This window comes from Paenibacillus sp. JJ1683 (assembly GCF_053006485.1).
The window spans coordinates 932,501-945,648 of the sequence record NZ_CM129820.1 but is presented as its reverse complement, the minus strand read 5'-3'; the positions used below and the strand labels follow the sequence as shown (position 1 = coordinate 945,648).

Annotated in this window: 13 protein-coding genes, 2 rRNA genes and 1 riboswitch (1 of these 16 cut by a window edge); of the genes, 3 read left to right on the top strand and 12 right to left on the bottom strand. The window is 47.0% G+C overall.

The window, feature by feature from the left end:
• Position 1: 1 nt before the first annotated feature.
• Complete coding sequence (gene purS, locus ACUC6J_RS04230) at positions 2–247, bottom strand: phosphoribosylformylglycinamidine synthase subunit PurS (protein WP_007428837.1); 246 nt, start codon at positions 245–247, stop codon at positions 2–4.
• 58 nt (positions 248–305) lie between these two features.
• Entirely contained in the window at positions 306–1,187 is an 882-nt protein-coding gene (locus ACUC6J_RS04225) for a phosphoribosylaminoimidazolesuccinocarboxamide synthase (RefSeq protein WP_447249800.1), read from the bottom strand.
• Between the two features lie 189 nt (positions 1,188–1,376).
• Here ACUC6J_RS04225 and ACUC6J_RS04220 point away from each other — a divergent pair, with 189 nt between their 5' ends.
• Positions 1,377–1,526: a hypothetical protein gene (locus tag ACUC6J_RS04220; RefSeq protein ID WP_447249799.1), complete on the top strand. Its 150-nt coding sequence runs from the start codon at positions 1,377–1,379 to the stop codon at positions 1,524–1,526.
• Positions 1,527–1,784: 258 nt separating this feature from the next.
• Here the strand turns inward: ACUC6J_RS04220 and purB are convergent, their stop codons facing one another.
• The 5 genes from purB to ACUC6J_RS04195 all read right to left on the bottom strand — a co-directional run bounded on the left by purB (position 1,785) and on the right by ACUC6J_RS04195 (position 6,189).
• Positions 1,785–3,083 carry an adenylosuccinate lyase gene (gene purB, locus ACUC6J_RS04215; RefSeq protein ID WP_031462891.1) on the bottom strand — a complete coding sequence of 433 codons (1,299 nt, stop codon included), beginning with the start codon at positions 3,081–3,083 and terminating at the stop codon, positions 1,785–1,787.
• 2 nt (positions 3,084–3,085) lie between these two features.
• Entirely contained in the window at positions 3,086–4,261 is a 1,176-nt protein-coding gene (gene purK, locus ACUC6J_RS04210; protein ID WP_447249798.1) for a 5-(carboxyamino)imidazole ribonucleotide synthase, read from the bottom strand.
• The gene (gene purE, locus ACUC6J_RS04205; RefSeq protein ID WP_447249797.1) at positions 4,258–4,743 is read right to left on the bottom strand and encodes a 5-(carboxyamino)imidazole ribonucleotide mutase; all 486 of its coding nucleotides are present in this window, start codon (positions 4,741–4,743) and stop codon (positions 4,258–4,260) included. The genes purK and purE overlap by 4 nt, the downstream gene beginning before the upstream one ends.
• Before the next feature lie 148 nt (positions 4,744–4,891).
• Positions 4,892–4,993, bottom strand: a riboswitch (purine riboswitch).
• Between the two features lie 349 nt (positions 4,994–5,342).
• Positions 5,343–5,777, bottom strand: a complete 435-nt coding sequence (locus ACUC6J_RS04200; RefSeq protein ID WP_013369465.1) for a universal stress protein — start codon at positions 5,775–5,777, stop codon at positions 5,343–5,345.
• 148 nt (positions 5,778–5,925) lie between these two features.
• A complete protein-coding gene (locus tag ACUC6J_RS04195) occupies positions 5,926–6,189 on the bottom strand; it encodes a DUF1294 domain-containing protein (RefSeq protein ID WP_013369464.1) in 264 nt (87 codons plus the stop codon).
• A 194-nt stretch (positions 6,190–6,383) separates the two neighbouring features.
• Between ACUC6J_RS04195 and ACUC6J_RS04190 the strand changes: the two genes are divergently transcribed.
• On the top strand, positions 6,384–6,512 hold the full coding sequence (locus tag ACUC6J_RS04190) for a DUF4023 family protein (RefSeq protein WP_013369463.1): 129 nt from the start codon (positions 6,384–6,386) through the stop codon (positions 6,510–6,512).
• Positions 6,513–6,874: 362 nt separating this feature from the next.
• The gene (locus ACUC6J_RS04185; RefSeq protein ID WP_017426165.1) at positions 6,875–8,035 is read left to right on the top strand and encodes a type II asparaginase; all 1,161 of its coding nucleotides are present in this window, start codon (positions 6,875–6,877) and stop codon (positions 8,033–8,035) included.
• A gap of 183 nt (positions 8,036–8,218) precedes the next feature.
• Here ACUC6J_RS04185 and ACUC6J_RS04180 read toward each other — a convergent pair whose 3' ends face one another.
• The 5 genes from ACUC6J_RS04180 to ACUC6J_RS04160 all read right to left on the bottom strand — a co-directional run.
• Complete coding sequence (locus ACUC6J_RS04180) at positions 8,219–8,356, bottom strand: hypothetical protein (protein ID WP_016819760.1); 138 nt, start codon at positions 8,354–8,356, stop codon at positions 8,219–8,221.
• A 99-nt stretch (positions 8,357–8,455) separates the two neighbouring features.
• Positions 8,456–10,591, bottom strand: coding sequence for a DNA topoisomerase III (locus ACUC6J_RS04175; RefSeq protein WP_447249796.1), 2,136 nt, complete (start codon positions 10,589–10,591; stop codon positions 8,456–8,458).
• Positions 10,592–10,723: 132 nt separating this feature from the next.
• Positions 10,724–11,716 (bottom strand): ketoacyl-ACP synthase III, encoded by a 993-nt coding sequence (locus ACUC6J_RS04170; RefSeq protein WP_019686165.1) that lies wholly within the window; start codon positions 11,714–11,716, stop codon positions 10,724–10,726.
• Positions 11,717–11,931: 215 nt separating this feature from the next.
• Positions 11,932–12,048: ribosomal RNA gene (gene rrf / locus ACUC6J_RS04165) — 5S ribosomal RNA — on the bottom strand.
• 146 nt (positions 12,049–12,194) lie between these two features.
• Positions 12,195–13,148 (bottom strand): 23S ribosomal RNA (locus ACUC6J_RS04160); it runs 1,971 nt beyond the window's last position.

Here is a 13,148-nt window from a genome sequence, read left to right as displayed (position 1 = left end):
ATCAGCCCTCCAGTTCGTAGCGGTAGTCTTCAATGACCGTGTTGGCCAACAGCTTTTCACACATCTCGATGACGCGTTTCTCTGCACTCTCGCGGTCTGTTGTATCCAGATTCAGTTCCATATACTTACCAATTCTGACGCTGTCCACTTCTCCGAAACCCATAGAATGCAGTGCGCCTTGCACCGCGACCCCCTGCGGGTCCAAAACGCTTTGCTTTATCGTGACATAGACTGTTGCTTTCATCATGTTCCTTCAGTTCCTCCTCCGAATGAGTGAATCCTATTGGTTGAATTATGATTACTATTTACTGTGCCGTCAGACGCCGCCAAATATCCGTATATCTTGCAGTTGTTTCTTCTACGACCTCAGCAGGCAACGGATCGGGCTTGCTATTCTTGTCCCAACCGGAGGATGCCAAATAGCTTCGTACCGGCTCCTTGTCCATGCTGTCAATCTCAACATCTAGTTCATACTTTTCCTGCGCCCAAAAACGGGATGAATCCGGGGTGAAAATTTCATCAATCAAAATCACTTTGCCATCAACAAGACCAAACTCAAACTTGCAATCCGCTAAAATGATTCCTCGCTTTTCGCAGAAAGCACGCGCAAATTCGTACAATGCCAAGCTTTTTTCCTCAAGTTCACCTGTTAGCTGGGCCCCGACCAGTTCCTTCATTTGATGAAGGGAAATGTCCTCGTCGTGACCGACGTCGTTTTTGGCAGCCGGTGTAAATAAAGGCTTGGGAAAGCGTTCATTCTTACGTAGCCCCTTAGGCAATGGAATACCGTTTACCTCACCGGTCTGTTCATATTGACGCCAGCCGCCTCCGGTAATATATCCGCGCACCACACACTCGATGTCGATGCGTTCAGCCTTCAGCGTGACCATGATCCGATCCTTTAGCAGCTCTTTATTCTGTTCGTCGATGACATGTCCGAGCTTGTCTATATCGGTATGCACGACATGGTTTTCCAGCAGATCTTTCGTCTGCTCAAACCAGAAAGCACTGAGCTTATTCAATACATTTCCTTTTTCCGGCACGGGCGGCTCCAGCACATAATCAAAAGCTGAAATCCGGTCCGTTACGACAATCAGAAAATGTTCTCCGAGATCATACAACTCACGCACTTTGCCTTTGTACAAAAGCGGCGCATGAATCAGACCTTCGGCGGTAGACAATGACATTTCATTACACCTCTTTCAAAAGAGTATGGCCCCTCCTAAATCGAACCTTTGCCCCTCCTAAATCCTCCCCTCAGGGAGGACCCCCAGGGCTGCTGCCCTCGGGACTCCCGCAAGGGTTGGCTAATGGGCAAGGTGAGGGCGTGTATTTTGTAGCTATGGTGAAGTGAGCGCGTTTCGCTGGATGAAGGCTTGTTCGCACAAGCCCTCATCCAGCAACACTTTTACGTTGGTGCGAACGGCTGGCTCAAGGCTTCGCTTCTTGAGCCTGTGCGTGCTCGTGAGGACTGCGGGCTGTTTGCTGCGCAAATTCGGCAGCCCTCACGAGCAAGTGGTCTGTGATAGAAAAGCAGTGGAACACGCTTTTCCATCGCTCTTGGGAAGGTGCGGCATCTTATGTGCCGCATCTTCCCTAGTTCTGCTCCCATACGTGGTTGGTGCTGGAAGCAGCGGAGCGGACGGAATCGTTCTGGAGAAGCGTTAGCGCTTGCCTTTGCCCCTGGATTCCAACCTTTGCAGATTTTCCAGGAAACCAGGGGCAACAGCAATCGTAAGAATGATCCGTTCGCGCAGCGGCCTCTCCAAGCGCCAACCTTCCCTCTACTCCCCTAATCCCAGCTTTTTAAAGATCGTATCCACGTTCTTCAAATGCCAAGCCGGGTTGAACGCATCCTCGATTTCATCCGGACTGAGCACGGCAGTAATTTCCGGAGTCGCCTCGACGATTTCGCGGAACTGGCGTTGCTCTTCCCATGCCTGCATCGCACGCGGTTGTACGGTATCGTAAGCTTTTTCACGACTAAAGCCCTTGTCGATCAGCTTCGTCATAATGCGGCCGGAGAATGGTACACCATACGTACGCGCCATATTGCGCTTCATATTTTCAGGGAAGACCGTCAGATTTTTCACGATATTGCCAAAACGGTTCAGCATATAGTTCAACAGCATCGTTGCATCTGGCAGAATGATACGTTCTACAGAAGAATGCGAAATGTCGCGTTCATGCCACAACGTTACGTTCTCATACGCCGATACCATATGCCCACGAATCACACGTGCCAGACCGGAGATGTTTTCACTTCCGATCGGATTGCGTTTATGTGGCATCGCGGAAGATCCTTTTTGACCTTTGGCAAAAGCTTCTTCCACCTCACGGAATTCACTCTTTTGCAATGCACGGACTTCTGTAGCAAACTTGTCCAACGATGTGGCGATCAACGCCAACGTGGCCATGTATTCAGCATGACGGTCGCGCTGGAGCGTTTGTGTAGAAATCGGGGCAGGCTTGGTGCCGAGCTTGCGGCATACGAATTCTTCCACAGCCGGGTCGATGTTGGCGTATGTTCCGACCGCACCGGACATTTTACCGTATTGTACTTGGTCAGCAGCATAGCGGAAACGTTCCAGATTGCGCTTCATTTCCTCGTACCACAGGCCCATTTTCAGTCCAAATGTGGTCGGCTCAGCATGCACTCCATGTGTACGTCCCATCATCGGTGTGTGCTTGTAAGCCAATGCTTTTTCCTTCAAAATTTCAATAAAATTCAGAATATCTCGTTCCAGAATTTCATTCGCCTGCTTTAACAGATAGCCCAGAGCCGTATCAACCACGTCTGTAGAGGTTAGGCCATAATGTACCCATTTGCGCTCGTCGCCAAGACTTTCGGATACCGTGCGGGTAAAAGCAATGACATCATGTCTTGTCTCCTGCTCAATCTCATAGATCCGTTCAATATCAAAGCTTGCATTTTTACGCAGAGCCACGGTATCTTCTTTTGGGATAACCCCTAACTCAGCCCATGCTTCACAGGCACACAGTTCTACTTCCAGCCAAGCTTTAAATTTATTTTCTTCCGTCCAAATCGCTCTCATTTCCGGTCTGCTATAGCGTTCGATCATGGCTATTTATTCCCCCAAATATTGGTTTGATCAATCCATTCCAGCGCTTGTTCCGTATCCTGGCACAACAGATTAATATGTCCCATCTTTCGGCCTGGCTTGGCTTCACTTTTTCCATACAAATGCAGCTTTGGTACAACACTCAATCCTTCAGCTTCAGCATCTGATTGTCCGAATCTTCGAATTACGTCCTCCAAATGCTCACCTAGTACATTGACCATCACCACCGGAGTCAGCAGCTTCGTGTTGCCCAGTGGCAAACCACAAATCGCACGTATATGTTGCTCAAATTGCGAGGTGGCGCAACCCTCCATCGTGTAATGGCCGGAGTTATGGGGTCGTGGTGCCAACTCATTAACGTATAATTGTCCGTCTTCGGTGACAAACATCTCCACAGCTAGCAGTCCCACCGCATCCAATGACTCCGCCACAGCCAGCGCCAATTTGCGTGCTTCCTCCTGGACAGCTTCAGGTACGCGTGCGGGTACAATCGACGTGTGCAAAATGTTGTTCACGTGGATGTTTTCCGCAGGCGGAAAGGCTTTGGCTTCACCGTTCGTGCTGCGAGCTACAATCACCGAGATTTCGCAGCGAAAACGGATGAACTGTTCCAACACCAGTTCCGCACCGCTTCCAGCCAGTTGCTCGTAGGCATTCGTGGCTTCCTCCGATTGGCGAATGACCACTTGGCCCTTGCCATCATAACCTCCGACTGCTGTTTTGAGCACACACGGCACACCCAGTTCGGCTACCGATTGAACCATATCAGTAGGACTGCTAATTTCACGATATGGAGCGACAGGAACACCAGCTGCTTCAATAGAACGTTTTTCCCGCAGACGATGCTGTGTCGTGTACAAAAGACTGCTGCCCTGCGGTACACTGGATTCCTGTTCCAAAAGCGCGGCTACACCCGCATCCACATTTTCAAACTCATACGTGATCACGTCACACCGTTCAGCCAGTTCTCTGGCCGCGTGCTCATCATCATAGGCAGCACGGATTTGTTCTGACACCTGTCCACACGGACTATCCGGTGCAGGGTCCAGTGTCACGAAGCGATAGCCTAGGTTTGTTCCTGCTAGTACAAGCATTCTGCCTAATTGTCCGCCTCCCAAAATTCCAATCACTGTGCCAGGAGGGCGAATACGGCCTGCGGATTCACATGCTTCATTCATAGCGAGTCACTGCCTTCCAGTACCTCGTCACGGATACGGTCGCGTCTTGCCACAACCCGCTGACTTATCTTTTCGTCAAAAGCACCTAATATTTGTGCAGCCAGCAACCCTGCGTTGGTAGAGCCTGCCTTACCGATTGCCACAGTGGCGACTGGAATACCACCCGGCATCTGCACAATGGAGAGCAGGGAGTCCAGACCATTCAGAGCCTTCGACTGGACAGGCACACCAATCACTGGCAAGGAGGTCTTCGCAGCTACCATTCCCGGCAGATGTGCAGCCCCACCCGCTCCAGCAATAATGACCTTTAGTCCGCGCCCGGCGGCCTCTTCTGCATAACGAAACATTAAATCCGGTGTACGATGGGCTGATACTACTTTTTTCTCATATCCGATTTCAAGCTCGTCCAGCACAGCACATGCATGTTGCATGGTGTCCCAGTCTGATGTGCTGCCCATAATGACAGCGACCTGCACTGACATGTCCTTCACTCCCTGTTTATCAATAAGCGCCAAAAATCCGGCACTCGAAAATAACGTTATTTTCAAGACACCGGACTACGAAAAAACAAACGACAGAGCCTCTTAAAGGCATGCCAAAAGCAAGCCTGTTCCACCGCATCCAATGCGGCTTCAGCCGTATGTCTCCCGTAGTCCGGAAATTTAAGGTTTCCAGGTAGAAACTTCCGGGCCATATCCCCGGCATTATACGAGTCAGGATTGTGCTTACTCCATACCCAACGATATACTTTCCCAGCATAATCGTGATGGATTTCGGCTCCAACATGTGTACCTAATTAAATTGTACCTAAAGTTCATTTTTTATCGACAATACACTTCATAGTTTAACAATTCCCTACACCCTGTGTCAACTTGAAAACGAACATTGTCATAATGATACAATTTAATGTTCGTGTTTAACAAAAACCAAGCCCTTTATATGCATACCTCAGGACTATTGTATTACATTTAGCTATCACTCTACCTACACTGGTAACGGCCAGCAATACATCTTTCCAACAAAAATAAAAAGCCGGCACTTCCTGTACAGGTAGTGATCCGACTTTTGCTTTTTTACTTCGTTATTTTACGACCAGCACGGGGATACGTGCATGCTGCACCACATTGTGACTTACGCTACCTAATACAAATTCACGAATACCACCCAATCCGCGACTGCCAATCACAATCACATCGAAGCCATTCTCATTGGCATAATCCAAAATCACTTCGGCCGGCGAGCCTTGAATCAGCTCTACCTTGGCGTCTACACCTTGCTCAGCAAGCCGCTTTTTAACTTCATCCGTAGTTTGCTCAGCCAAATCATAATACTCTTTATTCACCGAAGCTGGAATTGGAGCCAAACCTTCGCCCATAAAAATCCGCGGGAAATCGAATGCTGTCACTACCTCAAGCTTCGAGGAGGGTGATGCCTTCACCAATTCAGCCGCCTTCAATAAAGCTTTGTTGGAAGCATCCGAACCGTCATAAGCAAGCAATACTTTTGAAAATAGCATAATACGCACCTCTTCCGAATTCAGTTTGTTAAATCAAAGCCTGAAATTATGTATTCCTGTGGTTGTTCACTTCATACATCATGTAATGGCTGAGAATAGCCTTCTCAATCATCATTAAACTTCCCTATGAGAAGCTAAACTCCCAGCCTTAGCGTAAAAAATACCCATAGAGCAATGCGTTAATGAATAGCAACGCAGGAATACCTAATCTGAAGGTCATATGCCGTGTTTTATGGCGTTTGCGGTACATCGCAATGAGTACACCCAATGCGCCCCCGATCAGGGCCAGCAAAAACAACGTCCGTTCAGGTACACGATCACGGTGTTTACGTGCTCTCTTTTTATCTTCCGACATTACCAGATAGCCTACTGCATTAATGAACAGTAGCCATACCAACAAGCCTGTCTGCAATGTCTCTCCTCCTTTTGCACACCGTACCAGTTTCAGGTATTAGGACTTATATAGGGCTCTCTTCTTCATTATAACCTCACCCCTTTTATAGAAACAACGCCTTCTCTGACTGGGAAAACGTTTTTGCGGAAATAGTAACGGTGTATGAGGGCAATTCCCGAGTGCATTTATTTTGTCTTAAAGGAGGAACTACGATGGAAAGCACCCATGAATACGTTGAAAAGCTACGAGAAAATGCAAAAAAGGCAGAACGTAACCGTAAACAAGGAAAAGGAACTCCCAGCGCTAGCTTGCCAACAAAACAGCATAGCAAAAACCCCTGATCATGGAATCTGTATTCAACTGTAGAACCATGTAAATACCGTAAAACATCAACTTCACCTTGTCACTCTCATTAAATAAAATTAAAGGTACACTCAGTTGTTCACCTTTTATCAAAAGCAACAAGCAGACTCTTTATGAGATTTCTGCTTGTTGTTTTCTTTTATAAATATTTTCCATTTAGCTGCATTCAAAGCGATTACATATATAAAAAACGAGTTTTAAAGTTATATTTTCTAACATATATATTGACTAAAAGCGATTTTTCACTCTATAATGCGTGATATTAACGTAATTCGACAAAATATTTGTCAGTTAATCTATCATCAATACTTTGAGTTTTTAGATTGGAGAGGAGCTTTATATGACTAACATGAAAAAAATGACAATGATTCCCCTGTTGGCCAGCTTTATTCTCGGAAGTACCTTATGGAGTGGTGGATTTACTGCTAACGCTGCGGCAGCAGCTACAACCAGCACAACGGTATCTACTTCTAACACTACAACTTCAGACAAATCTGAAAATCCACAAACTAATCATTTACCCAATATTAAAATACTAGCCACAGGAGGAACCATTGCAGGGTCATCTTCCGTCAACACGGATACAACTGGCTACAAAGCAGGCGCATTAGGTGTTGAAACCTTAATCAATGCCGTTCCTGAGATGAAAAGTATTGCAAATGTCAGTGGTGAGCAAGTGGTTAACGTGGGTAGCCCCGATGTTAATAATGAAATCCTCTTAAAACTTGCCAAACGCACCAACGAGCTGCTTGCCAGAGACGATGTAGACGGTATTGTCATTACTCATGGTACAGATACATTGGAAGAAACGGCATACTTCCTTAACCTTGTCGTTAAGAGCGATAAGCCTGTAGTTGTTGTTGGCTCTATGCGCCCAGCTACTGCCATCAGTGCCGATGGTCCATTCAACCTTTATAATGCTGTAAAAGTTGCCGGAGCTTCGGCCTCCAAAGGCCAAGGTGTACTCGTATTGCTGAACGATCGCATCGGTGCAGCAAGATACATCACAAAAACGAACACAACTGCAGTCGATACGTTCAAGTCTGTGGAGCAGGGCTACCTTGGAGCTGTAGTGGGCGATCAAGTATACTACTACAACAAATCCACTCATAAGCATACGACTTCTTCTGTATTCGACGTCTCTAATCTCACCCAGCTGCCGCAAGTAGATATTCTATACGAGTATCAAAACAACGGTCGCTACCTGTATGATGCTGCCGTAGCAGCTGGCGCCAAGGGCATAGTGGTCGCTGGTTCCGGTAATGGTTCCTTATCCAAGACCTCCTCAGAAGGCGCAGAGGCCGCAGGCAAAAAAGGAGTTATTATTGCCCGCTCTAGCCGCGTAGGAAGTGGAGTTGTGTCCCCATCGACAAAAGACGCAGCATCGAACTTTGTGTCCACCGATTCGCTCAATCCGCAAAAAGCACGGATTCTGCTCATGCTCGCTTTGACCCAGACGCACGATGTGAACCAAATTCAATCTTTCTTTAATGAATACTAAGCGCAGTCATCCCAAATCATACAAATACAACATCCTTATTATGAAAAAGAAGCAGCAGTTACGGTTGATCGCCGTACTGCTGCTTCTTTTATGCAAGACAATGTCTGAGCACCCATAACGATTACATCTGGTATCCAAACGTCTTGGTCGTATACGGCCAATTGTTTCCCTTATATACAGGCATCAAGACTGCTGTTTGGGAATCCCATTCAAGCTTGGAGGATATTTAGCTTGCTTCTCTGGATGAGCAGCAATTTCTTCCTCCAGTATACTTGATTTATTTTGCTGATTATTGATTTTAAGCGGCTTATGTTTGGGCATAAGTACTCACCTCCTCGGTTTACCATGCCAAGGAGAAAGCCTTTTTATACCCATCATATGCCCGTTAATTGTGTAGCTTGAAGCACGCTCTGGCAATCTTTATTCGCCCTGCTTTTGCTCCATTGCTGCTTTTAGCAAATCACCCAAGCTGGAGCCAAAAGATTCCTTCTTTTCAAACTGTTTTACCAGCTTTTGTTGTTCCCGCTTGTTTACCCGTTGCTTGTCCTTATCCAGCGTCTCCGTAATGCCACAGGATAAGCATCTTACATACAAACCTGCCTTGCCCTCTTTCATTTCCATTTTCTTATGACACTGCGGACAACGTCGATTGGACAAGCGTTTTTCGCCTGAACGACGGTAACCGCAATCCGCACTTGGACATACAAGAAACTTCCCTTTCTTACCTTTTTTATCCAACAACTTTGTACCACAATCCGGACAATGGCTATTTGTTATGTTATGTGGCTTGTACTCCGCGCTGCTATTTTTCACAGTAGAAACCAATTCTTTCGCCATAGCACGGATAGAATTCAAAAATGGCTCAGGTTGTCCTTGACCACGGGCGATCCGTTCTAACTCCGCTTCCCATTGTGCCGTCAATTCGGGCGTTCGCAGCTGTGGAGCCGCCAGCTCGATCAGTTGCTTGCCTTTGCCAGTTGGATGCATCACGTTCCCCTGGCGCTCTATCGTATCCGAGCTGACGAGTTTCTCGATCAGATCTGCACGGGTGGCTGGAGTACCCAGGCCATGCTTTTCCATCTGAGCCAGCAGGGCTGCTTCTGTATAGCGCTTCGGTGGCATCGTTCTTCCAGCACGTACAATACAACGCTGCAATTGGACGGAGTCTCCTTTTCTCATTTCAGGCAAAATAACGCCCCGTCCATTACTTTCACGATCATCTGTCTCTTCCTCGTCCAATTCATAATGACTTTCGTCATACACAGCACGCCAACCGCTATCTTTTATGGTTGTACCTTTTACCTGAAATGTTTCCTGCCCCACCATGACCGATACAGCTACAGCATCATAACGTGCAGGTGGGTAGAACAGACTGATAAAACGGCGTGCAATCAGATCATACAGCTTACGCTCCTCTGGGCTTAACTGATTAAGCAATAACGTCTGCTCAGTAGGAATAATCGCATGGTGATCTGTGACTTTACTGTCATCTACAACTCGTTTTGTGATTGGCAATTTGTTACGCAATAGCGGACGTGCTAAAGAAGCATACGGACCCACGGCTACGCTACTGAGCCTTTCCTTAAGGGAATCCACCATATCGGAGGTAAGATAACGACTGTCTGTACGTGGATAAGTCACCAGCTTATGCTGCTCATATAGACGCTGAAGAACATTAGACGTCTGCTTGGCCGAGAAGCCGTAGCGCTGGTTAGCATCTCTTTGCAGCTCAGTTAGGTCATACGCGAGCGGGTGAGGCTCGCTTTTTTCACTTTTTTTAACACTCACAACTGTACCTTTGGCCCCCTCAAGCCTGCGGCGCAAAGTCTCTGCCTGAGTACGGTCAAACATACGTGAATCCCCATTTTCTGCACGCCATGTTGCCTGAAAATGACCAAAATCCGCCGTCAACGTATCATATTCTTGAGAACGAAACTGGGTGATCTCTTTCTCACGTTCCATAATCATCCCCAGTGTCGGTGTCTGTACTCTTCCAGCCGAAAGCTGGGCGTTATAACGAACCGTTAACGCGCGGGTTACATTGAGACCAATCATCCAGTCTGCTTCAGCCCTACAGCGAGCCGATTCATATAAACGATCAAACTGCTGGCCAGGCAATAATTTCGCGAAACCTGCCTTAATTGCCTTATCCGTCTGCGAGGAAATCCATAAACGCCGGAAAGGCTTTCTCCAGTTTGCCATTTGTATAATCCAACGCGCCAACAATTCTCCTTCACGAGCAGCATCTGTTGCCACGATAAGTTCTCCAATGTCCTGTCGTTTCATCAGCTGCTGTACAGCTTTGAACTGATGATTGCTCTCCCGCAATACCTTTAACTTGGAGTTCTTCGGAAGAATGGGCAAGTCCTCCAAGTTCCAATTCGCATACTTAGAATCGTAATCCTCAGGCTCTGCTAATCCGACCAAATGACCCAAAGCCCATGTCACTACATACTTAGGTCCTTCTATATAACTTTTATGCTTCTCACGGCTGCCCATCACACGTGCAATCTCTCTGGCCACGGATGGTTTTTCTGCCAATACCAATACCTTCATGTTACGCTCCTTTCTCTCATAATGTTAATTATACCATCCTGCCATCTTACGATAAATCTAATGCCAACCAACGTCTCTTTATTAACACGATCTTTACACACTATTACTATTGCTCATGCATTAGTTAGCAGCTTACAAATCAGGCACACTCCATTTTAATAACAGACCCGCATACGTCAGGCCTCCCCCGAATCCATATAACACCACATGTTGTCCATATCTTAAACGCCCATCATCCAATCCACACTGTAAAGCCAACGGAATGGACGCCGCCGAAGTGTTGCCATAAAACTCTACACTCGTCAGCGTCTTTTCTAAAGGTACTGCACTCTTTTCACATATGGACTCAATCATTCTCAGATTAGCGCTATGAGGTACAAACCAGTCAAGATCCTCTTTCCCCATATTTGCCTTATCCATTAATCGCTCGATTCCTGCTGGGACAGAACGTACAGCCCATTTATAAACCTCACGTCCATTTTGAGCGATAAAACCATTATCTTGCAGCTTCTCTCCATCCAAATAGTTAGATAATCCTGCGCGATAAAGATGTGCTCCTCCTTGCCCAAAGGTTCCTATATCTGAAGTCAAAAACGACCCTTCATCCTCGTCATATTCAACAAGTGCAACCCCTGCTCCATCTCCAAAAAGAACACATGTCGTCCGGTCCGTATAATCTGTAATTTTGGATAATGTTTCGGCTCCAATCACTAGAACCTTGCGATGTAGACCACCCGTAATCAGACCATTTGCCAAATGAAGTCCATAGGCAAAGCCTGCGCATGCAGCACTAACATCCATTGACCCTGTATTGGGAATATTAAAATAAGCCTGAATACGGGAAGCCGTACTTGGAAAATAGTAATCAGGTGTACTCGTCGCTACAATGATCATGTCAACATCGTCCACATTTACGTTATAAAGGTTAACCATACGTTTAATAGCTTGTATACATAAATCAGATACATACTGATCTTCGGCCGCGATTCGTCGTTCCCGCATACCCGTTCGTTGTACAATCCACTCGTCACTAGTCTCCACAAGCTTCTCCAAGTCGGCGTTCGTCAAAATCCGTTCAGGTACATAAGTGCCAAGGGCCGTTAACTTTGCTTTTGAATTCAACAATCCGATCACTCTCCTTTATAATCCTTATTCATATTATAACATCAGATACTAATACCTGGTACTAATTTTCTTTAAAAAATGTCTATCTATTTACTAGCTAATATCCACAGATTCAGTCGAACTTATAACTAACTTAAACTAATTAAAAATTCTACTGATATTTAACACAAAAAAGGACCATGATCTCAAAAAGATCATGGTCCTTTTTACTCGTTGCTTGGCAACGTCCTACTCTCCCAGGACCCTGCGGTCCAAGTACCATCGGCGCTGGAGGGCTTAACGGTCGTGTTCGGGATGGGTACGTGTGGAACCCCTCCGCTATCGCCACCAAACATGAATTTGCCTCGCAAATTCTTTTTCAGGAATCAGCATCGCCAAATGCTGTGTGTTCGCTTGCCTCATATAAGCTACTCGAACTTATACGATGCAATGCTTACACCCTGAAAACTGGATCCGAAACTTCATTGCGTCTTATTTTTAGGATAAGCCCTCGACCGATTAGTATTGGTCAGCTCCATGCATTACTGCACTTCCACCCCCAACCTATCTACCTCGTCGTCTTCAAGGGGTCTTACTAATTGGGAAATCTCATCTTGAGGGGGGCTTCACGCTTAGATGCTTTCAGCGCTTATCCCTTCCGTACATAGCTACCCAGCGGTGCTCCTGGCGGAACAACTGGTACACCAGCGGTACGTCCATCCCGGTCCTCTCGTACTAAGGACAGCTCCTCTCAAATTTCCTACGCCCACGACAGATAGGGACCGAACTGTCTCACGACGTTCTGAACCCAGCTCGCGTACCGCTTTAATGGGCGAACAGCCCAACCCTTGGGACCTACTTCAGCCCCAGGATGCGATGAGCCGACATCGAGGTGCCAAACCTCCCCGTCGATGTGGACTCTTGGGGGAGATAAGCCTGTTATCCCCAGGGTAGCTTTTATCCGTTGAGCGATGGCCCTTCCATGCGGTACCACCGGATCACTAAGCCCGACTTTCGTCCCTGCTCGACTTGTAGGTCTCGCAGTCAAGCTCCCTTCTGCCTTTGCACTCTTCGAATGATTTCCAACCATTCTGAGGGAACCTTGGGGCGCCTCCGTTACTCTTTAGGAGGCGACCGCCCCAGTCAAACTGCCCACCTGACACTGTCCTCGTACCGGATCACGGTACCAAGTTAGAACCTAGATACGATCAGGGTGGTATCCCAAGGATGCCTCCCCTCAAGCTGGCGCTCAAGGTTCAACGGCTCCCACCTATCCTGTACAGATCGTACCCAAATTCAATATCAAGCTGCAGTAAAGCTCCATGGGGTCTTTCCGTCTTGTCGCGGGTAACCTGCATCTTCACAGGTATTAAAATTTCACCGGATCTCTCGTTGAGACAGCGCCCAAGTCGTTACGCCATTCGTGCGGGTCAGAATTTACCTGACAAGGAAT